Origin of the sequence: Streptomyces sp. NPDC001502, assembly GCF_042894785.1 — a bacterium.
Lineage (GTDB): Bacteria > Actinomycetota > Actinomycetes > Streptomycetales > Streptomycetaceae > Streptomyces > Streptomyces kutzneri.
Genome location: NZ_JBIAVW010000009.1, coordinates 356,932 through 379,156 on the forward strand (window position 1 = coordinate 356,932; position 22,225 = coordinate 379,156).

Consider the following 22,225-nt stretch of genomic DNA (forward strand, 5'->3'; position numbering starts at 1 on the left):
GGAAATCCGGCCCCACCGGGCGTGCGGGTCATTCTGCGGGCTTCGGGGGGCGTCCCCGGCGCGGGATGGGGCCGGGGGCCGAGGGGAGGCGTCCGGCCTCGGCGAGGGCCCGGCGGAGCAGGAACTCGATCTGCGCGTTGGCGCTGCGCAGTTCCTCGCCCGCCCAGCGGGCCAGCGCGTCGTACACCTGCGGGTCGAGTCGCAGCAGCACCTGCTTGCGCGCCTGCCGGCCGGCCGGCTTCTCCTCGCCGCCGGGGGTCACTGGTAGAGGGTTCCCGTGTTGACCACCGGCTGGGCGGCGCGGTCGCCGCACAGGACGACCATCAGGTTCGAGACCATGGCCGCCTTGCGCTCCGGGTCCAGGTCCACGATGTCCTGCTCCGCCAGCCGGGTCAGTGCCAGTTCGACCATGCCCACCGCGCCCTCCACGATCTGCTTGCGCGCCGCCACGACCGCGCCCGCCTGCTGGCGCTGGAGCATCGCGGAGGCGATCTCCGGAGCGTACGCGAGGTGCGTGAAGCGGGACTCGATGATGTGCACACCGGCCGCGTCCACGCGCTCGCGCAGTTCGACCGCCAGCTTCTCGGTGATCTCCTCGGCGTTCCCGCGCAGCGACAGGCCGCCCTCCTCGTGCGCGTCGTACGGGTACTCGATGGCGATGTGCCGGACCGCCGCCTCGGCCTGGGTCTCGACGAACTCCGTGAAGTCCTCGACCTCGAAGGTGGCCCGGGCCGTGTCCTCGACCCGCCACACCACGACCGCCGCCAGCTCGATCGGGTTGCCGTAGGCGTCGTTGACCTTCAGGACGGCCGTCTCGTGGTTGCGCACCCGGGTGGAGATCTTCTCGCGGGAGGTCAGCGGGTTGACCCAGCGCAGCCCGTCGGTGCGGACGGTGCCCTTGTAGCGGCCGAACAGCTGGACGACCCGGGCCTCGCCCGGCGCCACCGTGTTCAGCCCGCACATCGCGAACGTGGAGACCAGGCTGAGGAGCACGCCGAGCGATATGAGGGTCGCCTTGGCCGCGACGGCCATGGCCACCGAGCCGGCCACGATCAGGCCCGCGCTCGCCAGCAGACCCAGCAGACCCAGCAGCAGTGCCGGCCCGCCGCCGATGCTGCGCGCGGTGAACTCCCTTGCTCCGTCAGGGGTGGCGTTTTCGTTCGTCATGGTTTGCCCCGTTTCTCAGCTCACGGCCGGTCGAGCCGTCTAGCAAAGTGATATCACTTTTTTGCGCTACGGCAACCCTTCGGCTTAGGTGAGCGTCGGTTCCCATGACGCGGGTGCTGATTCTCACGTCCGAAATGACCGTAATTAGTCATGGTTGGCCAACTTTTGTCACAGCCTGCGGTGTTAGCTTTCTGAGCTGACGTCGGGGGGGAAATCGAGCGGAGCGGGAGCGATGGGCCGAGCAGAAGTGCGTAAGGCGCAGCAGCAGCGCGGTGCGCGGCGTGCGCCGAGCGGACGCGCGCAGGGCACCAAGGGAAGCGGAAGTACCGGCAAACGCACCGGCATACGCCGCTTCTTCACCTGGAAGAAGATCCTGGGCACGTTCCTCGGGCTGACCCTGCTCGTGATGGGCGCGCTGATCGGCCTGTACTTCTACGTGGACGAGCCGGACCCCAACAACCAGGCGCTCCAGCAGAGCAACGTCTACAAGTACTCAGACGGCACGATCATGGCCAGCAAGGGCAAGGTCAACCGCGAGATCCTGGCGATCGACAAGATCCCGATGGACGTGCAGGAGGCGTTCATTGCGATCGAGAACAAGTCCTTCCGCAACGACCAGGGCGTGGACTTCAAGGGTCTGGCCCGCGGTCTGTGGAACACGGCCACCGGGCGCGGCAAGGCCGGTGGCTCCACGATCACCCAGCAGTACGTCAAGAACTACTACTTGACCCAGGATCAGACGGCGAGCCGCAAGCTCAAGGAGCTGGTGATCTCCCTCAAGGTCGACCAGCGCATGAAGAAGCCCGAGATCCTCGCGGGCTACCTGAACACCAGCTACTTCGGGCGCGGCGCGTACGGCATCCAGGCGGCCGCCCAGGCCTACTACGGCGTCGACGTCGGCCAGTTGACGCTGGAGCAGGGCGCGTACCTCGCCACCCTCGTCCAGGCCCCCAGCCAGTACGACTGGTCGACCGCCAGCGCCGACACCAAGAAGCGGATCACGATCCGCTACGAGGCCACCCTCGTGAACATGGTCGAGAACGGCACGCTGGACGAGGCCAAGCGCAAGGCGACCAAGTTCGCCGAGCCGATCCCGCCGCAGCCGCCGATGGGCATGGACGGCCAGAAGGGCTACCTGGTCCAGGCGGCCGAGGCCGAGCTCAACGCCCAGGGCGTCGAGAAGAAGCTGATCGACGCCGGTGGCTGGACGTTCACGCTGAACATCGACCCGAAGAAGCAGGAAGCGCTGGAGAAGGCCGTCCAGGACGAGCTGGAGTCCAAGCTCGACCGCAAGGACACCAAGGGCAAGCCCCAGGACCAGAGCGTGCAGGCCGGTGCCACCTCCGTGGACCCGAAGACCGGCGCGATCGTCGCGATGTACGGCGGTACGAGCCTGAAGGACCACTGGTCGAGCAACGCCCTGCGCAAGGACTACCAGCCCGGCTCGACCTTCAAGCCGATCGTGCTCGCCTCCGCGCTGGAGAACGGGGCGAAGACCCAGGACGGCAAGCCGATCACGCCGAACGCGCTCTACGACGGCACCAGCAAGCGCCCGGTCGTCGGCAGCGACATCCCGTTCGCCCCGCAGAACCAGGAAGACCGCAACTTCGGCACCCCGATGATGACGGTCCAGGAGGCGACCAACTTCTCGGTCAACTCCGTCTACGCGCAGATGATCGTGGACGTCGAGCCGCGCAACGTGAAGAAGACGGCCCTGGCCCTCGGCATGAAGGACCGTGAGGGCTGGCCCGAGGACAAGCCGGCCATGTCGCTCGGCACCATGAGCGCCAACACCGTGGAGATGGCGGGCGTCTACGCCACGTTCGACAACCACGGCAAGAAGGTCACGCCGACCATCATCAAGAAGGCCGAGCACAAGGACCGCGAGGTCGCGCCGGCCCAGCCCGTCGGTTCCCAGGCCATCAGCCGCAAGACCGCCGACACCGTCACCAAGGTGCTCACGGGCGTCGTCAACGACGAAGGCGCCTCCGGCAACAAGATCCGCAGCAGCTCCTACGAGGCCGCGGGCAAGACCGGTACCACCGAGAACAACGTCTCCGGCTGGTTCTCCGGATTCACCCCGGAGCTGGTCACCGTCGTCGCGATCTTCGGTGAGGAGCCCGCCACCGCCAAGCAGGTCACCCTCACCGGTACGGCCGGCCTCGGCCGACTCGGCGGCTCCAGCTTCCCGGCCTCGATCTGGAAGGCGTACACGCTCGCCGTCCTCAAGGGCAACGCGGGCAAGTTCCAGCTGAGCGATGCGGAGATGGGCGCCGTCCAGACGCCGTCCCGCAGCGCCTCGCCGACGCCGTCGGCGTCGCCGTCCTCCAGCGCCCCGGCGGCCAGCAGCAGCCCGCCGCAGTCCCCGACGCCGACCCCGACGCCCACGGCGACCAAGACGACCCCGACGTCGCCGACCCCGACGACGCCGACCCCGACGCCCACGGCGACCAAGACCAACGGCCCCAAGCCGCCGGACCCGCCGCTGGTGCCCGAGCGCTAGGCCCTGCCAGGCCCTGCCGGACCACGAAAGACCGCCGCCCCGCAGCCTTCCAAGGCTGCGGGGCGGCGGTCTTTCCGTTCTTGCCGTTCCTTCCGCTCTTTCCGCCGTCCCGCGATCAGCGCCGCTCGGGCGTCGCCGGCAGCGACAGCTCGAACCAGACGACCTTTCCGCTGCTGAGCCGTGTCGCGCCCCAGCGGCGGGCCATCCGGTTGACCAGGAACAGGCCGCGGCCGCCCTCGTCGGTGTCCCGGGCCCGGCGCTGGCGCGGCAGCTGCGGCGAGTCGTCGCCGACCTCGCAGCGCAGTACGTCCGTACGCAGCAGGCGCAGGGTCACGGGCCGCTCCGCGTACCGCACGGCATTGGTGACCACCTCGCTGACCAGCAGTTCGAGCGAGTCGCTCAGCTCCTCCAGACCCCACCGGGTCAGGGCGCGGCGGGCGAACCGGCGGGCCCGGCCCGGGGCGGTCTCCTCCGGGTCCAGGAACCAGTACGCGACGTCACTGGGCGCGATCCCGTCGAACCGGGCCGCGAGCAGCGCGATGTCGTCGTCCCGGTCGCCCGGGCCGAGCATGTCCAGGACGTCGTCGCAGAGCGCCTCCAGCGGCGGCGGGTGGTCCAGGCCGGTCAGCTGGGCGGTGGTGGCGAGGCGCTCGCGGAGCTGCTCGATGCCGGTCCACACGTCCCGCAGGCGCGATTCCACCAGGCCGTCGGTGTAGAGCAGCAGGGTGCCCCCGGCGGGCGCGTCCAGCTCCACGGCCTCGAAGTCCACGCCGCCGACGCCGATGGGGGCGCCGGGGGGCACGCGGAGCACCTCGGCGCGGCCGCCCAGGTGCAGCAGCACGGGCGGCGGATGGCCCGCGTTGGCGATGGTGATCCGGTGCGCGACGGGATCGTAGACGGCGTACAGGCAGGTGGCCATGCGGTCGGAGCCGAGGCGCTGGGCCTGCTCGTCCAGGTGGTGCAGGACCTCGGCGGGCGGCAGGTCCAGCTGCGCGAGGGTCTGCGCGGTGGTCCGCAGCTGGCCCATGATCGCGGCGGAGGTCATGGAGTGGCCCATGACGTCGCCGACGACGAGCGCGACGCGGCTGCCGGGCAGCGGTATGGCGTCGTACCAGTCGCCGCCGACCCGGGCCGTCTCGGCGGCGGGCAGGTAGCGGGAGGCGAGCCGCACCCCGGTGGGCTGCGGGAGGCTGTCGGGCAGCATGGTGCGCTGCAACTCGTCGGCGATGTACGCCTCGCGGCCGTACAGCACCGCCTTGTCGATGCCGAGCGCGGTGTGGGTGGCCAGCTGGGCGGCGACCAGGAGGTCGTTCTGCTCGAAGGCGGGCCGCTCGGGGCTGCGCAGGAAGACCGCGGCGCCGATCACGCGGCGGCGGCCGCGCAGGGGCGCGAGGACGGCCCGGTTGCCGCGCGGCAGCGGGTGGTCGACGCCGAGCAGCTCGGGCAGGGCAGCCCTGGCGGCGGCGGAGGACCCGAAGACGGGCCGTACGCCGCGCAGCACTTCGGCGAGCGCGCCGCCGGGCCGGATCTCGCACAGCTCGGCCGCGGGCAGGTCACCCTGCGGGCCGACCAGCGGCAACTGGCTGAAGTCGAGCTCGCCGGTGGCCCCCGCGGCCCCGGCGAGGTCCATCCCCGCGCCGATGGTGCTGCTGATGTCGGTCAGGTCGTCGATCGGCCGGAGCCGGTCGGTGCGCCGGAGCCTTAAAACGACCGGGCCGACGGGCCGCTCGTCGCCGACCGGGAGCGGGTCGCGCAGGTAGACGAGGATGGCGTCCGAGAAGGTCGGCACGGTGGCCCGGCACAGGCCCAGCACGATCTCGTCGAGGTCGATGCCGCGGGCGATCCGCCTCGTCGCGGCGCCGACGAAGCGCAGCCGGTCCCCCTCGCGGCGTGCGACGGTCGCCTCTCCGGCGGGCACGGCGTCGCCTCCGTGGCGGCCGGCCCCGCCTTCACCGCTCGTCAACGTGCCGGCCGCGGGGCCGTCGTCGTCATCGTCCATGGCGTCACTCCCGCCGCGCGGGCGCGGGGCCTCGGCGGGACCGTCGTGCCCGGTCGCCCCGATCGACGCGTCGAGGGCGCCCGCACCGGGCCGGGGACGGGCCGCGCCCTGGCCGGGCTCGGCCGGTACCTCGCCGGGGGCGGCCGCGTTGCGGCGGGGCCGGGGGAGCCCGGCGGAACCGCCCGCGCCCGCCGCGGAGCGGGCCGCGCGCGCGTCGGAGGCCGCAGCGGCAGCCGCACCGTCCGGCTCGGTCGACGGGCCGGCACCGGCGCTCGCGGCATGCGTGCGTACGGCCTCGGTGGCGGCGATGGGCGCCTTGCCGTGGCCGGCCTCGTCCGTACCTCCGCCGGAGGCGACGGGCTGCGGGCCCTCCTGGGAGGTGGGGTACTCCGTCACGCGTGGATTTCCGTCCGTTTGCGCTCGATGTGCGCTGCACTCAACTCGGTCAGTCGCGGTATACCCGCTCAGCGGCCCGGGCACCATCACCCCGAGGTTCCTGCCCCAAACTTCTCTCCCCACCTCCGGCCGGGAGGTGCCCCTGACGGACCCCCGCCCCCTCGTCGCCTCTCGTCGTGCGTCCGACCTCCGGTCAAATCCCGCGTGCGGAGCGACACTTGCACAACGGTGCATCCACCGCACCGTCCCGCGCGCGTGATCTCGTGGAGGACGATCCTACGTTTGAACCCTGGGGGCGCATCAAGGGTCTCATGAGGTCATATGCGCCGGGGTGCCGTCCCAGTCCTCCGGAAGGGCCGGAATCCTCCAGGCCGGATCCGGCCGCCAGTCCTCCCAGCCGCCGGAGAACGGGGCTCCCCATTGCGTGATCACCTCGACCGCCGCGCGGCCCGCCTCCCTTACCCGGTCGGCCTGCTCACGGTCCATCAGGCCGCACCGCTGCGCCTGCGCGAACTCGTCCTCGTCCAGCCACTGCCAACTGCGGTCCGGGTAGACGGCGATGTCCAGGAAGTGGTCCACGGAATCCACCCCGCCGGCCCAGCGCGAGCGCGGCTCCTCCAGGTTCACGTACCAGTTCTTGAACTGCCAGCCGGGGCCCCAGAACAGCCACACCGACCAGGAGTCCCCGGGCCGGGCCAGTTTCAGGACACCGCCGCCGAACCAGCGCGACCGTGCGGTCGTCCGCGGCGCCGTGTAGCGGGTGGCGAGCGGCTCCTCGTGGACGGAGGTGCCGTCGGCGAGGACCGGCTTGACGCACTCGGTGCCGGGGGCCATCCACACCGCCAGCAGCTCGTCCGTGTCCTGGACCACGGTCACCGGGCGGCAGATGTGGACCGGGCCCTTCAGTCCCGGGGCGTGATCGCGGTAGCGCCAGAGGATCTGCTCCCCGGGTGTCCAGCGCGAGCCCTGCGCGGGGCTCCGCGGCGCGCTCCGCGCCGCGGAGTTCCCGGGCTTGAAAGTACCTGTCATGCGCAGATCTTAGGGCGGGGGTCCCCGGGCCCGCTGCGGCGCAGGTCACCGGGGGGTTCGGCGATGAGAATCGACCGGATCCGGCCCCCGCCCGCGGGGGCGGCCGGACGGGTCAGGGATGCGTCATGCGCAGCACGTCGAGGGCCTCGTCGAGCTGCTCCAGGGTGAGGGCGCCGCGCTCCACGTAACCGGACTCCAGGACCACCTCCCTGATCGTCTTGCGCTCGGCGAGGGACCTCTTGACGACCTTGGCGGCCTCCTCGTAGCCGATGTAGCGGTTGAGCGGGGTGACCACGGAGGGCGAGGACTCGGCGTATTCCCTGGCCCGGGCCGCGTTGGCGGTGATTCCGTCGATCGTGCGGTCGGCCAGCAGGCGGCTCACGCTGCCGAGCAGCCGGATCGATTCGAGGAGGTTCCTGGCCATCACCGGGAGCATCACATTGAGTTCGAAATTGCCGGCCGCGCCCGCCACGGCGACAGCCGCGTCGTTCCCCATGACCTGTGCGGCGACCATCAGGACGGCCTCCGGGACCACCGGATTGACCTTCCCGGGCATGATCGAGGAGCCCGGCTGGAGATCCGGGAGATTGATTTCGGCCAAACCGGTGCGCGGCCCGGAAGCCATCCAGCGGAGGTCGTTGGAGATTTTGGTGAGGGAGACGGCGACCGTGCGGAGCATTCCGGAGGTCTCCACGAGGGCGTCGCGGGCCCCCTGGGCTTCGAAGTGGTCGCGGGCCTCGGTCAGCGGCAGCCCGGTCGTGGCGGCGACCTCGGCGATCACCGCGGCGGAGAACCCGGGCGGGGTGTTGATCCCGGTGCCCACCGCGGTGCCGCCCAGCGGCAGCTCGGCCAGCCGCGGCAGGGCCGCCCGCAGCCGCTCGACGCCGTAGCGGATCTGGACGGCGTACCCGCCGAACTCCTGGCCGAGAGTGACCGGGGTGGCGTCCATCAGGTGGGTCCGCCCGGCCTTGACGACCTGCGCGAACTCGGCGGCCTTGCGCTCCAGCGCGGCCGCCAGGTGTTCCAGTGCCGGGATCAGCTCGCCGGTGACGGCGGCGGTGGCGGCGATGTGGATGGACGACGGGAACACGTCGTTGGAGCTCTGCGAGGCGTTGACGTGGTCGTTGGGGTGGACCTCGCGGCCCAGGCGCTCGGTGGCGAGGGTGGCGATCACCTCGTTGGTGTTCATGTTGGACGAGGTTCCGGAGCCGGTCTGGAAGACGTCCACGGGGAAGTGGTCGTCCCAGCGGCCGTCCGCGACCTCGGCCGCGGCGGAGCGGATCGCGTCGGCGACGTCCTGGTCCACCACGCCGAGCTTCGCGTTCACCACGGCGGCGGCGGCCTTGATCCGGGCGAGCGCCTCGATGTGGGCGCGCTCCAACCGCTGCCCGGAGATGGGGAAGTTCTCGACCGCGCGCTGGGTCTGGGCACGCCATTTGGCGTGCCGGGGCACCCGTACGTCGCCCATGGAGTCGTGCTCGGTCCGGAACGCATCGGCCTGCTGGTCATCCGTCATTTCTGTGGCCTCCTCAAAAAGTTGAGCAATTGTCTTGTTCGAAGTGTTCCCAACTCACCTACCGGCCAGTAAATACCGGGGGTAACACCCACTTCCGGGGAGGCGTTCCATGGCACGTGCCCGTACGAGACCCATGCTCAGATCTACCTTCGCCGCCGTCGCGGCGATCGCGGCCGCCCTCGGGGGTGTCACCGCCATCACCCCCATGGCCCAGGCGGCGCCCGCCTCCGGGGCCGCCGCCGTGCCGCTGTCGCCCGAGCTGGAGGCCATCCGGGCCGCGGAGGCCACCAAGATCTATGGCGATCCTGCCGTACGTCCGCTGAACGAGCGCAAAACCGGCCTGATCTCGCTGGGTGACAGCGAGATTTCGGGCGAAGGCGTCGGCAACTACGACCCCGCGACCAACACGCCGAACAACCAGTGCCACCGCTCGCCGGACTCGGCGATCCACCGCACCGGCATACCGGCCGACCTGACCTTCAACGTCGCCTGCTCCGGCGGCTACACCGGCAACATCAGGATCGGCGGCGGCAAGCAGTACGCCGACGAGCTGGTGCAGAGCGACAACCTGGCCGTCAAGGCGCGCAACACGAAGATCAAGATGGTCCTGCTGGTCGCCGGGGCCAACGACGACCTCCAGTTCGGCCCGGTCATGACCGACTGCGTGACCCGCTGGGTGCTCAGCCAGGGCACCTGCGAGCCCAAGTACGGGCCCGGCTGGCAGGCGCGCGTCGACGGCCTCAAGCCCAAGGTGGAAGCCACGGTCGCGGACCTCAAGACCGTCATGCGCGACGCCGGCTACGCCGACTCCGACTACAAGCTCGTCGTGATGGGCTACCCCAGCCCCATCGGGCCCGACTTCTACGACAACCCGAACTTCCCCGGCAAGCTGCCCGGCGGCTGCGCCGGCTACGACTCCGACGCCGCCTGGGGCCGCAACTACGCGGTGCCCGCCTTCGAGAAGGGGATGCGCGCGGCGGCCCTCGCCTCCGGCGCGGTCTACCTCGACAACTCGCGGCTCTTCCACGGCCACGAGGTCTGCATGGAGGACACCTGGGCGCGCGGCCTCTACCTGGACCTCGGAGACCACTTCCCGTGGGACGAGAACACCGCCCGCCAGTCCTTCCACCCCAACTACCGCGGCCACGGCGCCTTCGCGTCGTGCCTGACCCAGCTCTACAACTCGGGCCTGCGCGAGGCCTCCTGCGCCGACCCCGCGAGCACCGGGACGCCCGTCCTGCAGGCCGGAGCCTGGGACGACAAGTTCAAGGCCCTCAAGAACGAGGCGACCGGCAACTGCCTCGACTCCTTCGGCGGCTCCAGCGCGAATGAGACCAAGATCGTCGGATGGGACTGCCACGGCGGCCGCAACCAGGGCTGGTGGTACGACGGCGTCCGCAGGTCCGTCCACATCGAACTGACCCAGGACCGCTGCCTCGACGCCCCCGGCGCCAACTACGGCTCCGGCACCGGCCTGATCATCTGGAACTGCCACGGCGGCGCGAACCAGCAGTTCGTCCGCGACGGCGCCACCTTCCGCCCCGCCGCCGCCCCGGGCATGTGCCTGACGGTGGCCGCCGCCCACGAGCCGCTGCGCCTGCAGACCTGCAACGGGTCCGCCGGCCAGCGCTTCGTGTAACCGCCCCGCACCCGCAGACCCCCCACGCCCGGCCGGCGCACCCCGGCCGGGTGTTTCCACGCCGGGTCGGGTGCCAGACCCGATGTCGCGCCTGATCCCCCGCGGGACGTTCTTGTGTTCGGCGAACACATGTCCGCTGTTCGGAGCGGGTGTCGTGGCAGGGTGACCGTGGCCCCCCGGCCTCCGGTGGTCGCCGGCCCGATGCCTCGTTCCCACCGTTCCGACCGTTTCCACGTAAGGGTGAGTCCGATCCTCGTAGCAGCCGCGGCCCTCCTCCTGGCCCTCCCGGCCGGGGCCTTCCTCCTGGCCCTCCCGGCCGCGGCCCTGCTCCTGGCCCTCCCGGCCGGGGCCTTCCTCCCCGCCAAAGCGGTGCACCTGCCGGCGTGGGCGCCGTGCGCGCAGGCTCCTCGTCGAGGTCCTCGCGCACCGCGGCGCAGCGGGACTGACCGGACCCGCCGCCCGGCCGCGCGTCAGCGGCTCTCCAACTGCTCCCGCACCTGCCGGGGCCGGTTGGTGATGATCGTGTCCACACCGAGCCGCACGCACAGCTCCACATCCTGCGGCTCGTCCACCGTCCACACCCGCACCGACAGCCCCTTCGCCTTCAGCCGGGCCACCAGCCCCGGGTCCTCGCGCACCAGGTCGATGCCCGGCCCGGCATGCCCCGCGAACGGCGGCCGGAGCGGCCGCAGCCGCCGCTCGATCAGGTAGACGGCCGGCAGGCCGGGCGCGAGCCGGTTCAGCCTGATCAGGGCGCCCCGCGAGAAGCTCATCACCTCGACCAGGCCCGTCGAGCCGTCGGCCAGTCCGTGGTCCTTCAGGACCCGCACGAGCTCGGCCTCCAGGCGGCCGCCGGTGCGGGTGGGGTGCTTGGTCTCCACGGCCAGCCCGACGGGCCGGTCGGCGGCCAGCGCCTCCTTCAAGAGGTCCTCGAAGAGCAGCACCTGCGCCCCGCGGTGCTCCGCGCCCTTCCAGCCGCCGAAGTCGAGCGCGGACAACTGCGCGTAGGTCATCTCGGAGACCACCCCGCGCCCGTCGGAGGTCCGCTCCACCCGCCGGTCGTGCACGCACACCAGCTTGCGGTCGGCGGTGAGGCGTACGTCGCATTCGAGCGCGTCGGCCCCGTCGGCGATGGCCTGCCGATAGGCGGCGAGGGTGTGCTCGGGGTACTCGTCGGAGGCCCCGCGGTGGGCGACCACCCGGACGGTGCGGGCGGTGGCGGGGAGCATGGACTGCCGGTTCATGGAAGAGACGTTATCCGGATGCGGTGACCGGCCCGGTGCCGCACGCTGCCCGGATGCCGGAACAGGAGATGTACGCCGTCCGGTGGCGCGACCGCGGCCGGGGCGTACCGCCGCCGTGGATCCGCGAGCGCACCGTGGCCCGGGAGGGCACGGTCCACCTGCCGGCCGGCGGTCCCGACGGGGTGCCGGTCGCCGTGCTGCGCCGGGTGTACGGGCTGCCGATCGCCGAGGTGGCGGCCGCGCGGAAGGCGGGGCACCGGGCCACCCCCGTTGAGGCCCGGTACCTGTCGGATCCTGACGCCGTGACTACGACTTCGGCCGCGGGGCCAGGGGGGCCGGGTTGACCTTGAAGCCGCCCTTGGTGACCTCGGTGAAGGGGGCCGGGGCCATGCACGTGCCCACGCGGGGCTCGGCCACCGATCCGTCGGCCTTCACGTCGACGTTGGCGATGCCCCACGAGAAGCCCACCCGGTCGGGCCCGCCGCGCTCCCCGTCCTGGACGCTGATCCCGATCCGCTTGCCCTCCCAGCCGACGTTCGAGGACGTGACCACCGCGGTGATCGTGGCCGTTTTGCCGCCGGTGACCATGCAGTCCACCTCCGCCTCGGCGACGGCCGTGAAGTCCGCGTCGGGCATGGCGTGGTAGACGGTCACCTTGCCGCGCGCGTCGACCGGCATGCCCTGTTCCCCGCCCGGGGCCGGGAAGGGCCTGCTCCACGGGGCGGCGTCGGCGTCGACGGTGAAGCGGATGTCGTGCTCCTTCGGGACGTAGGGGTAGGACACCGTCCCGCCGCCGTGCACCGAGGCGAGCTTCGGCGCGGCCGGCGCCGCGGGGGCCGGAGCCGCGCCGATCAGCGTCGCCACGAGAGCGGCGGCGGTTCCGGCCAGGACGAGCGCGCGCTTGCGGTTCTTCATCGTGAACTCCCGTTGAAAGTGAAGCCGTTCGGCTACGGGAACAGCCTCGCCGGGAGCCCGCAGGCCTGCCATCTGCCGATGGGCGGATATGCCTGAGGGCCTCTCCCCCGAACGGGGGAGAGGCCCTCAGGCGGGGTCGTTCGGGGAGTCGAGCCACGCCCACGCCCGTCCGCCGTCGCCGTCAACGGACAAGCCGAAGCGATCGAATCCGGGTCGCCCCCTTTCCTCCCACCAGCGGTAGGCGGCTTCTGTCTCGTCCCACAGCCTGCGGGGGCCGGACTGGACGACCTCGTACTCCTGCCGCTGCGGCACATGGTCGGCCGAGGCCCACGACTTCCTGTCGGTGCTGTAGGTCCACAGCGTGTACGCGCCGTCGTCGTAGCGCTCCACCGTCCAGAACGCCCCGGGCACGCGGAGCCCGATGACGAACTGTTCCAACCACCCGCCGACCTCGGCGGGAGGCAGCACCGTCGTGCTCCGGTCGCCATCCGCGGGCCATTCCCGCCCCTTGAGGTACTCGCCATGCGGGGGCCGGTTCCGGCGCTGCTGCCGAAGCCGCATGAAGGCACTGGAACGGGTGAAGTGGCCGCCGGCCGTGCCGTCGCCGTTCGCGGTGAGCCGGACAATCGCCTCGCCGCCGTACTCCGTCCCCCAGGGGGCGACGATCGTTCCGCCGGGCACGGTCTGCTCGATCCACGCAGGGGGGACCTCACCGATCGAGCACGTCGCGATGACGCGGTCGTACGGCGCACCTCCCGCGAAGCCCAGCCGGCCGTCCCCCACGATCACCAGAGGGGACAGGCCGGCGCCCCGGAGGTTCCCGACCGCGCCCTTGGCCACCCCGGGGTCGAACTCGACGGAGACCACGTTCCCGGGCCCGAGCCGGTGCGAGAGGAGGCCTGCGTTCCAGCCCGTACCCGTACCGATCTCAAGGACCCGATGCCCATCCCTGACGTCGAGATCGGCCAGCATCGAGAACACCATGCGTGGTTGGGAACTGGAACTGCTCGGGGTCGTGCCGAGGCCGTCCCCCGCGTGGTTGCCGTCATCCCACTGCGTCGTGAGAGGGATGTCGGAGAACACCGCGCGGAACCAGGCACGGGGGTCGGTGGTGCGGTCCACCAAAGGGTTCTGCCGGGTGCCGTCAGGGATGCCCGGCCACATGCGGTCAGGCACGAACAGGTCTCGGGGCACTGCCTTGTACGTCGGCAGCCAATCGGAGTGCAGAGCGCCCGACTGGACGAGCGCGGAGGCGAGCCCCTGGGGGCCCGCCTCTTCTGTGCGCGCGGTCATCTGACCTACTTCTTCGCGGGGCCGGAGCCGTCGGAGGAGTTTCCGCCGCTACCGGTGTCGGTGCCGCCGCCTCCGTGTCCGCGCCCGCTGCTGCCGTCGTCCTGCTGACTGCCGCCCTGGCCGCTGCCCGTACCGCCGCCGTGCTTTCCGTTCATTGGTTCCTCCTTGGCAATCGGTTTGATGAACGTGCGACCCGCCCGGTGAGGAGCGGGGTCTGTGCTGGACTGTGCGCCGTCAGGCGCGTGCTCCTCGGGCGACTGTCAGCGCCGCGGGCACGCGGCCGACCGGGCAGGCCGATCGGGCCGGATGGGCTTCTTGCGTGCGGGGCACGTCTCACGCTTCTTCGTGTAGGTCGCGTACTCCCACGCCTGTTCCGCCGTCTGCCCGGTGCCCGCCATGGCGTCCTCCCGATCGCTCCCGAAGTCGATGGAACGAACCTAGGGAGCCGCTGGAATGAGACTCCACAAACTTGCATGACCTTGCACGCCAATTCGCGTTGCTTGTAGCGGTATTGACGTCATATCGGCTGCTCGGAGAAGCTCATGCAAGCCCGAGCAAGCACCTAGACCAGGGAGCCAGCCATGGCCGTACAGTTCGTCGGCATCGACCCGAACACGGACCGGGACCACTGCCCCACCGTGTGGGCGGACGCGGACGCTCAGGAGATCCTGTTGCAGGGATGGAAGCCGAGCGCCGAAACTCAGGCGGACTGCGAGGCGAGCAGCCCCGCGAACGGACCGGTCCCCGACAGTGAAGCCATCGTGAGGATTCCGGCCCGGATGATCCCGATGATCAGGGAGGCGTGCGATGCCGTCGAGCGTGCCCAGCTTCGCTGAGCTGCTTGGCCAGTGTGAGCGGTCCGCTGTCCATCTGGAGCTCCGCGACTCCTACGCCCCGACGGATCGGTTCGAGGCGTGGAAGCGCGGCGAGCGGATCAACTGGCAGGACCGCGAGTCCTGGTGGCATTCCTACGATCAGTTGATTACGGACACTGTGGCCCGTGGCGTATCTGTGCGCCGAGCTCGGGTGGTCTCCGAGCCTGTCTCGGAATACATCCGCTGGGAGCACTACGTCACCCACGCCAACGTCACGGCGGGCGAGGCGGTCCGGTGGCTGCCACGCCGCAGAGCTACGAGCATCGCCTTGCCGGGAAATGACTTCTGGCTGTTCGACGGTGCTCTTCTGCGTGTGCACCACTTCTCCGGCGACGGAATGGTGGTCGAGGACGAGATCACGTCTGACCCGGAGACCGCGAAGCTGTGCTCCGCTGCCTTCGAAGCGGTCTGGGAGCGAGCGATTCCGCATCACCTGTACGAGATCTGACGAAAGCCGGCTCCATGCCTCCACACCCCTCTTCGAGCGTGCAGAAAGCCCGCGAAGACCTCGCCGGCCGTCTACGCGAGATCCGAAGGGACGCGGGGATCAGTGGGCGGGAGCTGGCCGTCAGGTGCGGTTGGTCGGAGTCGAAGTCGTCCCGGATCGAGAACGCCAAGACACCACCCTCGGACACAGACATCAGATCGTGGTGCCGAGCCTGCCGCGCTGAAGACCAGGTAGCTGACCTGGTCGCGGCGAACAGGCAATCAGCCGATGCGCACGTTCAGTGGAGACGACTTCAGCGGAGTGGTCTCCGCCGCCTGCAAGAGTCCACGGGGGAGCTGTATCAGGAGAGCAAGTTGTTCCGGGTCTACGTCTCCGACGTCATCCCAGGCTTCCTCCAGACGCCTGCATACGCCACGGCCCTGCTGTCATCCATCGCAGACTTCCGGGGAACCCCGGACGACGTGAGTGACGCCGTGGCGGCCCGCATGCGACGAAACGCAGTGCTGAACCATGGCGCGCGGCGGTTCTCCTTCGTGTTGGAGGAAGCCGTACTGCGGTACCGGATGTGCAGTTCGGAGGCCATGGCGGCACAGCTTGGCCACCTGCTCGGGGTGATGGAGCTCCAGAACGTCGCGGTGGGCATCATCCCGTTCTCGGCGCAACGGACCGTATGGCCCATGCCAACCTTCACGATCTTCGACGATGCCAGGGTGCACGCGGACACGTTGGATGCCGCTTCCACGCTCACTCAGCCGAGTCAGGTCGAGCTGTACGCCCAGGCCTTCGATCGGCTCTCGCAGGGCGCCTCGCGGGGCCCTGCGGCGCGTTCCCTCGTAGCGGGTGCGCTGGCGTCCCTGGACTGAGCACGGCCGCATCCGGCCGGGCGCGAGACCGCTGATCAGGCAGAGAGCCCCCGGCGGGTGCCAGGGGCTCTCAACAGGTGTTGCTGCAGGGGTCAGCCGAGACCCGGGCCGCGGACCGGGATGTGGGTGAACGTCGGCTCCGGGGCCGGGTTCTGGAAGAAGTCGTTGCCCTTGTCGTCGACCACGATGAAGGCCGGGAAGTCCTCGACCTCGATCTTCCAGACCGCCTCCATGCCGAGCTCCTCGTACTCCAGGACCTCGACCTTCTTGATGCAGTCCTGGGCGAGGCGCGCCGCCGGGCCGCCGATCGAGCCCAGGTAGAAGCCGCCGTGCGCACCGCACGCGTCCGTCACCTGCTGGGAGCGGTTGCCCTTGGCCAGCATGACCTTGGAGCCGCCCGCCGCCTGGAACTGCTCGACGTAGGAGTCCATGCGGCCGGCCGTGGTCGGGCCGAAGGAGCCCGACGCGTAGCCCTCGGGGGTCTTCGCGGGACCCGCGTAGTAGACCGGGTGGTCCTTCAGGTACTGCGGCATCTCCGCGCCCGAGTCCAGCAGCTCCTTGATCTTGGCGTGCGCGATGTCGCGCGCCACGACCAGCGGGCCGGTGAGGGAGAGGCGGGTCTTCACCGGGTGCTTGGTCAGGGTCGCCAGGATGTCGTCCATCGGCTGGTTCAGGTCGATCTTGACGACGTCCGCCGAGTCGTTCAGGTGCTCGTCCGTGGTGTCCGGCAGGAAGCGCGCCGGGTCCGTCTCCAGCTGCTCCAGGAAGACACCCTCGGCGGTGATCTTCGCGGTGGCCTGGCGGTCCGCCGAGCAGGACACGGCGATGGCGACCGGCAGGGACGCGCCGTGCCGGGGGAGGCGCACGACGCGGACGTCGTGGCAGAAGTACTTGCCGCCGAACTGCGCGCCGATGCCGATCTTCTGGGTCAGCTCGAAGACCTGCTGCTCCAGGGCCTCGTCGCGGAAGCCGTGGCCCAGCGGGGAGCCCTCGCGGGGCAGCTCGTCCAGGTAGTGCGCCGAGGCGTACTTGGCGGTCTTCAGCGCGTGCTCGGCGGAGGTGCCGCCCACCACGATCGCCAGGTGGTAGGGCGGGCAGGCCGCCGTACCGAGCGAGCGGATCTTCTCCTCCAGGAACTTCATCATGGAGGCCTCGTTGAGGACCGCCTTGGTCTCCTGGTAGAGGAAGGACTTGTTGGCCGAGCCGCCGCCCTTGGCCATGAAGAGGAACTTGTACGCGCCGCCGTCGGTCGCGTACAGCTCGATCTGCGCGGGCAGGTTCGAGCCGGTGTTCTTCTCCTCCCACATGGTGAGGGGCGCCATCTGCGAGTAGCGCAGGTTGAGGCGGGTGTACGCGTCGTAGATGCCGCGGGACAGGGCCGCCTCGTCACCGCCCTCGGTCAGCACGTTCTGGCCCCGCTTGCCCATGACGATCGCCGTGCCCGTGTCCTGGCACATCGGCAGGACGCCGGCCGCCGCGATGTTCGCGTTCTTCAGCAGGTCCAGGGCCACGAACTTGTCGTTCGAGGAGGCCTCGGGGTCGTCGATGATGCGGCGCAGCTGCGCGAGGTGCGCGGGGCGCAGGAAGTGCTGGATGTCGTGGATGGCCTCTTCGGCGAGCTTGCGCAGCGCCTCCGGCTCCACCTTGAGGAACGTACGGCCGTCCGCCTCGAAGGTGGACACGCCCTCGGCGGTCACCAGCCGGTACGGGGTGGTGTCCTCGCCCAGGGGCAGCAGGTCGGTGTACGCAAACTCTGGCATGACGGCAGTCATTCCTCACTCGGCAGAAGGCGCTGGCGACCAATTGGCAGCGCGGTTAACCAGCGTAGGACCTCTCCCCGCGGGCGCGTCTGTGAGGTAAGGCTCACTCGGCAGTATCGCGATCTATCGTGTCTGGCTATGCTGGGCGTCGTGGACCTGGAAAAGCACCCCGCCGCCCCCGCACCCGCCCCCGATCCCGCCGGGCTGCGCGCCTCCGACGCGGACCGGGACCGGATCGCGCAGATCCTCGGCGACGCCCTCGCCGAAGGCCGGCTGACGGCCGAGGAGCACTCCGACCGCCTGGACACGCTCTACGCGGTCAAGACCGTCGGAGAGCTGGAAGTGCTCGTACGGGATCTGCCCGCGCCCGGCGGCGTCCATGCCCCACCCGCCTACGCGGCCCCCTCCACCGCCCCGGGCGGCCCCGCCGAGACCATAGTGGCCGTCTGCAGCAGCTCGGCCCGCAAGGGCCGCTGGCGGCCGGGCGCGCACACCCGCGCGATCTCGGTCATGGGCGACATCAACATCGACCTCACCGAGGCGGTCTTCGAACAGCAGGTCACCGAGATCAACGTGACCTGTGTCCTCGGCAACGTCGAGGTCCTGGTCCCGGAGAACGTCACCCTGCGCGGCTACGGCAGCGGGGTCCTCGGCAACTTCGAGGTGCGCGGCGAGGGCCGCGGCGAGAGCGACCCGCAGGCACCGGTGGTGATCGTGCGGGGCTTCGCCCTGCTGGGCAACATCGAGGCGCGGCCCAAGCCCGGCGCCCGCCTGGTGGACCTGGCCCGCAAGCTGCGCAAGCGCCTGGACGGCTGAGCCCACACGGCCCGGCGCACCGCGGGGCCGACGAAATCCGGCCGACGGTCCACCCGGGCGCCCCTGGGGGTGTCTTGCCGGTCGGGCCGGGCTCGCGGAGCCCGGCCCGCACGCTCGCCGCGTTCTCGTCGGTCGCCGACGCTCCGTGTCGACTCCCTCCTCGGCCTCGCGATCTTCCCCTCGGCTTTGGCGGGCCTGGGGAGGCCCCATGGCACCGGCCACCGCTCCCTGATCCGGCCCGCCCGGCAAGACACCCCCTAGGGTCCGGACCATGACGACAACCAAGTGGGAACTGCTCGACCAGGCGTACGCGACCCTGCGCGAGGCCGTCGCGGGGGTGCCCGCCGACGGCTGGGACCGCCCGACCCCCTGCGCGCAGTGGAACGTCACCCAGGTCCTCCAGCACGCCGCGGGCGACCAGCTGGCCTACGCCGCGCGCCTGACCGGCGGGCCCGGGCCCGCCGAGGACCCCTTCGCGCCCTCCGGCGCCCTGGCGGGCACGCCGGCGGACCTGCTGGACCCGGCGCTCGCGGCCGCGGCCGAGGCCTTCGCCGGGGTCGCCCCCGGTGACGTCGAGGTGGCCGTGCCGCTGCCGCCCTTCTCCGTACCGGCCGGGACGGCCGTCGGCGCCGCCGCCCTCGACGCCGCCGTGCACGCCTGGGACATCGCCGTCGCCACCGGCCGCCCGCCGGGCCTGACCGACGCGCTGGCCGCCGCCCTGCGCCCGGCCGCCGACGCCCTCGCCGAGCCCCTGCGCGGCTTCGCCTACGGCCCGGTCTTCCCCCTCGCGCCCGGCGCGGACGAGGGCGCCGCGGCGCGCCTGCTGGCCTTCCTCGGGCGGGATCCCGGATGGGCCGCACCCGTGGCGTGAGGGCCCGCCCGGCGGGGTCTCGTTTCGGACGAACCCCCGGCGGCCCGTGGCGCGCGGTGCATAGGGGCGCGTACAGCGGGTAGGGACAGGTGCGTCGTCTCTCGCTCACGTACACGTCGTCAGGAGTAGACCGTGCCGCATCCGCCGCATCAGTCCTTGCAGGTAGCCGCCGTCCAGAGTTTTCCGGGGCGCGCGGCGGCCGTGCCGAAGCCGCGGGTGCCGGCGAGGGCGGAGGACGGCCCATGGCATGCGGAGGCGGTGTGCCGTCGCGACGAGGCCGGGCTCTTCTTCGCGCCGTCCAAGGAGCCGACCGCGGCCCGGCTCTCCCGCGAGGAGGCCGCCAAGCGCGTCTGCGCCCGCTGCCCGGTGATGGTTGCCTGCCGGGAGCACGCGCTGCTCCAGCCCGAGCCGTACGGGGTGTGGGGCGGGCTCACCGCCGCCGAGCGCCGGGTGGTGCTGGCGCGGATGCGGCGCAGGGCCGCCGAGCTGCGCCAGGCCCCGGGGTCCGGGCCGATCGCCGCGGCGGGCTGAGCCGGTCGCGGGTCGTCCGTGGGTCACCCGTGGTCGACCGCCGGGGCGCCGGACGACGGATGCCGGAGCCGGACGCGGCTCGGCCGGACGTGGATGTGCGAGAGGGGCGGTCCCGCCGCACGCGGTGACCGCCCCTCTCGCTTCCTCACTCCGGTGACTGGGCGGTCTCTTCCGGATCTTGCCTGACCCTCCCCCAGCCCCAGGGGGCTGGGAGGTGCCCCCTGCCCCCTGCCGCCTGGCACCGCACCTTGCCGCGTCGTCGGGCGCGCCCGAGTACGTCCAGTACACGGGCGGCCCTCCGCCTTGCGAGGCACGGCACCGGACGGCGCGGGCTCAACCGGCAAGATCCGGAAGAGACGGCCTAGTGCGCGCGGTCGAAGTCGATCGCGCTGTACGCACGCAGCTTCGACAGGCGGTGCGTGGAGTCGATCCGCCGGATCGTGCCCGACTTCGAGCGCATGACCAGCGAGGACGTCGTCGCCGTCTCCGAGCGGTAGTGGACACCGCGCAGCAGCTCGCCGTCGGTGATGCCGGTGGCGACGAAGAAGACGTTCTCGCCGGACACCAGGTCGTTCGTGAACAGGACGCGGTCCAGGTCGTGGCCGGCGTCCAGCGCGCGCTGGCGCTCGGCGTCGTCCTTCGGCCACAGCTTGCCCTGGATCGTGCCGCCGAGGCACTTTATGGCGCACGCCGAGATGATGCCCTCGGGGGTGCCGCCGATGCCGAGGAGCAGGTCCACACCGGTGCCCTCGCGCACCGCCATGACCGAGCCCGCGACGTCGCCGTCCGAGATGAACTTGATCCGGGCGCCGGTCTCGCGGATCTCCTTGACGATGCCCTCGTGGCGGGGGCGGTCCAGGATGACCACGGTGACGTCCTCGACGGCCATGTTCTTGGCCTTGGCGACCCGGCGGATGTTCACCGAGACGGGTGCGTTGATGTCGACGAAGTCGGCGGCCTCGGGGCCGGTGACCAGCTTCTCCATGTAGAACACCGCGGACGGGTCGAACATGGTGCCGCGGTCGGCGGCGGCCAGGACGGCGATGGCGTTCGGCATGCCCTTGGCGTTCAGGGTGGTGCCGTCGATCGGGTCGACGGCGATGTCGACCTCGGCGCCGGTGCCGTCGCCGACCCGCTCGCCGTTGAAGAGCATGGGGGCTTCGTCCTTCTCCCCCTCGCCGATGACGACGACGCCGTTCATCGAGACGGTGGAGATCAGGGTGCGCATCGCGTTGACCGCGGCACCGTCCGCGCCGATCTTGTCGCCGCGTCCGACCCACCGGCCCGCGGCCATGGCGGCGGCCTCGGTGACCCGTACGAGTTCGAGTGCGAGGTTGCGGTCGGGGGCCTCCGGAGAGACTTCGAGCTGGGGCGGCAGGTTGTGCTCGGTCATCGGAGCGCACCTTTCTGTACGGCGACGGCCGGGAAGTGAGGGTGCTGGAACTCTATCGGTACGTCGACATATTGAGCAGGGCGGGTCACGTATGAGCGGCATATCGGTCAGTCGATTGTCCTGAGCGGACGTCTTGCGGTCCTCCAGGGCTCTCCAGGAGCTTCCGGGACTCTCCGGGACTCTCCAGGGTCCGCCGACGCGCGCCGCACCGCGACCCCGGCGGTGATCGCCGCCCCGCGATGCGGGACGATGGGTCCCGTGGCAGGTATGAAAGGCAAGCAGACGGTCTGGGACATGGTCCGGTCGCTGGGGGTGATCGGCATCGTCGTCGCCGGGATCTACCTCTTCGTCCCGCATGACGAGAAGGCCGATCCGACGCGCACGGTCGACTACCGGGTGGAAACCCTGACGGCCCGGCGCGCGGCCCCGTATCCGGTGGCGGCCCCCGTGGGGCTCCAGGAGCAGTGGCGGGCGACCTCGGTGACGTACGAGCGCAAGAACGCCAATGCCTGGCACCTGGGCTTCCTCGACCCGGAGCAGCAGTACGCGGCGGTGGAACAGTCCACGGACACCTCGGCGAAGTACCTCGCCAAGGTCACCCAGCACGCGACGGCCACCGGGCAGACGCAGCAGGTCGGTGACCTGACCTGGGAGCGCTGGGACGGCGAGAAGTACGACGCCCTCGTGCGGCAGGAGCAGGGCCACGTCACGGTGGTGACCGGCACGGCCTCCTTCGAGCAGCTCGGTGCGCTGGCGGCGGCGCTGGAGTTCAAGCAGGGCAAGTAGCCCTCGCAGGGCTTGTGGCCCTTGCAGGGCTGGCAGGGCTTCGCGCAGCTGCGCGAGGCCGTGTACACGAGAAGGGCCGTGGGGGGGCCGGGGCCCCCCCGGCCCCCCCCCCCCCGGGGGGGGGGGGGGGGGGGGCCGGGCGGCCGCGGGGGGGGGGGCCCCCCCCGCGACACGCCGCGGG

21 protein-coding genes are annotated in these 22,225 nt (G+C 71.2%); 10 read left to right on the forward strand and 11 right to left on the reverse strand.

Features of this window, described 5'->3' with window-relative positions; genetic code table 11:
• Positions 1-28: 28 nt before the first annotated feature.
• Positions 29-262, reverse strand: a complete 234-nt coding sequence (locus ACFY0D_RS18905; protein WP_052876466.1) for a hypothetical protein — start codon at positions 260-262, stop codon at positions 29-31.
• Entirely contained in the window at positions 259-1,167 is a 909-nt protein-coding gene (locus tag ACFY0D_RS18910; protein ID WP_390799319.1) for an SPFH domain-containing protein, read from the reverse strand. The genes ACFY0D_RS18905 and ACFY0D_RS18910 overlap by 4 nt, the downstream gene beginning before the upstream one ends.
• Before the next feature lie 232 nt (positions 1,168-1,399).
• Between ACFY0D_RS18910 and ACFY0D_RS18915 the strand changes: the two genes are divergently transcribed.
• A complete protein-coding gene (locus ACFY0D_RS18915; RefSeq protein ID WP_390799320.1) occupies positions 1,400-3,670 on the forward strand; it encodes a transglycosylase domain-containing protein in 2,271 nt (756 codons plus the stop codon).
• A gap of 115 nt (positions 3,671-3,785) precedes the next feature.
• Here the strand turns inward: ACFY0D_RS18915 and ACFY0D_RS18920 are convergent, their stop codons facing one another.
• From ACFY0D_RS18920 to ACFY0D_RS18930, 3 genes are all read right to left on the reverse strand, one after another.
• On the reverse strand, positions 3,786-6,065 hold the full coding sequence (locus ACFY0D_RS18920) for a SpoIIE family protein phosphatase (protein ID WP_390799321.1): 2,280 nt from the start codon (positions 6,063-6,065) through the stop codon (positions 3,786-3,788).
• A 309-nt stretch (positions 6,066-6,374) separates the two neighbouring features.
• Positions 6,375-7,094 (reverse strand): DUF402 domain-containing protein, encoded by a 720-nt coding sequence (locus tag ACFY0D_RS18925; RefSeq protein WP_390799322.1) that lies wholly within the window; start codon positions 7,092-7,094, stop codon positions 6,375-6,377.
• A 112-nt stretch (positions 7,095-7,206) separates the two neighbouring features.
• Positions 7,207-8,610, reverse strand: coding sequence for a class II fumarate hydratase (locus tag ACFY0D_RS18930; protein WP_390799323.1), 1,404 nt, complete (start codon positions 8,608-8,610; stop codon positions 7,207-7,209).
• 133 nt (positions 8,611-8,743) lie between these two features.
• On the opposite strand from ACFY0D_RS18930, the gene ACFY0D_RS18935 reads away from it, so the two are divergent.
• A complete protein-coding gene (locus ACFY0D_RS18935) occupies positions 8,744-10,249 on the forward strand; it encodes a ricin-type beta-trefoil lectin domain protein (RefSeq protein WP_390799324.1) in 1,506 nt (501 codons plus the stop codon).
• A gap of 470 nt (positions 10,250-10,719) precedes the next feature.
• Here the strand turns inward: ACFY0D_RS18935 and ACFY0D_RS18940 are convergent, their stop codons facing one another.
• Positions 10,720-11,493: a glycerophosphodiester phosphodiesterase gene (locus ACFY0D_RS18940; protein WP_390799325.1), complete on the reverse strand. Its 774-nt coding sequence runs from the start codon at positions 11,491-11,493 to the stop codon at positions 10,720-10,722.
• Positions 11,494-11,546: 53 nt separating this feature from the next.
• Here ACFY0D_RS18940 and ACFY0D_RS18945 point away from each other — a divergent pair, with 53 nt between their 5' ends.
• Entirely contained in the window at positions 11,547-11,837 is a 291-nt protein-coding gene (locus ACFY0D_RS18945) for a hypothetical protein (protein ID WP_390799326.1), read from the forward strand.
• Here ACFY0D_RS18945 and ACFY0D_RS18950 read toward each other — a convergent pair.
• From ACFY0D_RS18950 to ACFY0D_RS18960, 3 genes are all read right to left on the reverse strand, one after another.
• A complete protein-coding gene (locus ACFY0D_RS18950; protein WP_390799327.1) occupies positions 11,800-12,408 on the reverse strand; it encodes a hypothetical protein in 609 nt (202 codons plus the stop codon). The genes ACFY0D_RS18945 and ACFY0D_RS18950 overlap by 38 nt on opposite strands.
• 126 nt (positions 12,409-12,534) lie before the next feature.
• On the reverse strand, positions 12,535-13,701 hold the full coding sequence (locus ACFY0D_RS18955; protein WP_390799328.1) for a protein-L-isoaspartate(D-aspartate) O-methyltransferase: 1,167 nt from the start codon (positions 13,699-13,701) through the stop codon (positions 12,535-12,537).
• A 5-nt stretch (positions 13,702-13,706) separates the two neighbouring features.
• The gene (locus tag ACFY0D_RS18960; protein WP_390799329.1) at positions 13,707-13,856 is read right to left on the reverse strand and encodes a hypothetical protein; all 150 of its coding nucleotides are present in this window, start codon (positions 13,854-13,856) and stop codon (positions 13,707-13,709) included.
• A gap of 426 nt (positions 13,857-14,282) precedes the next feature.
• Between ACFY0D_RS18960 and ACFY0D_RS18965 the strand changes: the two genes are divergently transcribed.
• From ACFY0D_RS18965 to ACFY0D_RS18975, 3 genes are read left to right on the forward strand one after another with little or no spacing between them, the layout of a single operon-like run.
• Positions 14,283-14,537, forward strand: a complete 255-nt coding sequence (locus tag ACFY0D_RS18965; protein ID WP_390799330.1) for a hypothetical protein — start codon at positions 14,283-14,285, stop codon at positions 14,535-14,537.
• Positions 14,509-15,024 (forward strand): DUF6879 family protein, encoded by a 516-nt coding sequence (locus ACFY0D_RS18970; RefSeq protein ID WP_390799331.1) that lies wholly within the window; start codon positions 14,509-14,511, stop codon positions 15,022-15,024. The genes ACFY0D_RS18965 and ACFY0D_RS18970 overlap by 29 nt, the downstream gene beginning before the upstream one ends.
• Before the next feature lie 14 nt (positions 15,025-15,038).
• Entirely contained in the window at positions 15,039-15,887 is an 849-nt protein-coding gene (locus tag ACFY0D_RS18975) for a helix-turn-helix domain-containing protein (RefSeq protein WP_390799332.1), read from the forward strand.
• 92 nt (positions 15,888-15,979) lie between these two features.
• On the opposite strand, the gene ACFY0D_RS18980 is transcribed toward ACFY0D_RS18975, so the two are convergent.
• A complete protein-coding gene (locus ACFY0D_RS18980) occupies positions 15,980-17,647 on the reverse strand; it encodes a fumarate hydratase (RefSeq protein WP_390799333.1) in 1,668 nt (555 codons plus the stop codon).
• 150 nt (positions 17,648-17,797) lie between these two features.
• On the opposite strand from ACFY0D_RS18980, the gene ACFY0D_RS18985 reads away from it, so the two are divergent.
• The 3 genes from ACFY0D_RS18985 (at position 17,798) to ACFY0D_RS18995 (ending at position 19,865) form a co-directional block, all read left to right on the forward strand.
• Complete coding sequence (locus tag ACFY0D_RS18985; RefSeq protein WP_390799334.1) at positions 17,798-18,463, forward strand: DUF1707 domain-containing protein; 666 nt, start codon at positions 17,798-17,800, stop codon at positions 18,461-18,463.
• A gap of 271 nt (positions 18,464-18,734) precedes the next feature.
• A complete protein-coding gene (locus ACFY0D_RS18990; RefSeq protein ID WP_390799335.1) occupies positions 18,735-19,334 on the forward strand; it encodes a TIGR03086 family metal-binding protein in 600 nt (199 codons plus the stop codon).
• A gap of 132 nt (positions 19,335-19,466) precedes the next feature.
• Positions 19,467-19,865, forward strand: coding sequence for a WhiB family transcriptional regulator (locus ACFY0D_RS18995; RefSeq protein WP_390799336.1), 399 nt, complete (start codon positions 19,467-19,469; stop codon positions 19,863-19,865).
• A gap of 361 nt (positions 19,866-20,226) precedes the next feature.
• Here the strand turns inward: ACFY0D_RS18995 and glpX are convergent, their stop codons facing one another.
• A complete protein-coding gene (gene glpX, locus ACFY0D_RS19000; RefSeq protein ID WP_390799337.1) occupies positions 20,227-21,258 on the reverse strand; it encodes a class II fructose-bisphosphatase in 1,032 nt (343 codons plus the stop codon).
• Between the two features lie 267 nt (positions 21,259-21,525).
• Here glpX and ACFY0D_RS19005 point away from each other — a divergent pair, with 267 nt between their 5' ends.
• On the forward strand, positions 21,526-22,044 hold the full coding sequence (locus ACFY0D_RS19005) for a DUF4245 domain-containing protein (RefSeq protein ID WP_382550913.1): 519 nt from the start codon (positions 21,526-21,528) through the stop codon (positions 22,042-22,044).
• Positions 22,045-22,225 lie beyond the last annotated feature (181 nt).

Bases quoted from the DNA above. Each gene is read 5' to 3' on its own strand.
- ACFY0D_RS18980 (WP_390799333.1), bottom strand. From the start codon at position 17,647: ATGCCAGAGTTTGCGTACACCGACCTGCTGCCCCTGGGCGAGGACACC.
- ACFY0D_RS18915 (WP_390799320.1), top strand. From the start codon at position 1,400: ATGGGCCGAGCAGAAGTGCGTAAGGCGCAGCAGCAGCGCGGTGCGCGG.
- ACFY0D_RS18965 (WP_390799330.1), top strand. From the start codon at position 14,283: ATGGCCGTACAGTTCGTCGGCATCGACCCGAACACGGACCGGGACCAC.
- ACFY0D_RS18945 (WP_390799326.1), top strand. From the start codon at position 11,547: ATGCCGGAACAGGAGATGTACGCCGTCCGGTGGCGCGACCGCGGCCGG.
- ACFY0D_RS18955 (WP_390799328.1), bottom strand. From the start codon at position 13,701: ATGACCGCGCGCACAGAAGAGGCGGGCCCCCAGGGGCTCGCCTCCGCG.
- ACFY0D_RS18935 (WP_390799324.1), top strand. From the start codon at position 8,744: ATGCTCAGATCTACCTTCGCCGCCGTCGCGGCGATCGCGGCCGCCCTC.
- ACFY0D_RS18975 (WP_390799332.1), top strand. From the start codon at position 15,039: ATGCCTCCACACCCCTCTTCGAGCGTGCAGAAAGCCCGCGAAGACCTC.
- ACFY0D_RS18990 (WP_390799335.1), top strand. From the start codon at position 18,735: ATGACGACAACCAAGTGGGAACTGCTCGACCAGGCGTACGCGACCCTG.
- ACFY0D_RS18940 (WP_390799325.1), bottom strand. From the start codon at position 11,493: ATGAACCGGCAGTCCATGCTCCCCGCCACCGCCCGCACCGTCCGGGTG.
- ACFY0D_RS18970 (WP_390799331.1), top strand. From the start codon at position 14,509: ATGCCGTCGAGCGTGCCCAGCTTCGCTGAGCTGCTTGGCCAGTGTGAG.
- ACFY0D_RS19005 (WP_382550913.1), top strand. From the start codon at position 21,526: ATGAAAGGCAAGCAGACGGTCTGGGACATGGTCCGGTCGCTGGGGGTG.
- ACFY0D_RS18960 (WP_390799329.1), bottom strand. From the start codon at position 13,856: ATGAACGGAAAGCACGGCGGCGGTACGGGCAGCGGCCAGGGCGGCAGT.
- ACFY0D_RS18950 (WP_390799327.1), bottom strand. From the start codon at position 12,408: ATGAAGAACCGCAAGCGCGCGCTCGTCCTGGCCGGAACCGCCGCCGCT.
- ACFY0D_RS18925 (WP_390799322.1), bottom strand. From the start codon at position 7,094: ATGACAGGTACTTTCAAGCCCGGGAACTCCGCGGCGCGGAGCGCGCCG.
- ACFY0D_RS18910 (WP_390799319.1), bottom strand. From the start codon at position 1,167: ATGACGAACGAAAACGCCACCCCTGACGGAGCAAGGGAGTTCACCGCG.
- ACFY0D_RS18930 (WP_390799323.1), bottom strand. From the start codon at position 8,610: ATGACGGATGACCAGCAGGCCGATGCGTTCCGGACCGAGCACGACTCC.
- glpX (WP_390799337.1), bottom strand. From the start codon at position 21,258: ATGACCGAGCACAACCTGCCGCCCCAGCTCGAAGTCTCTCCGGAGGCC.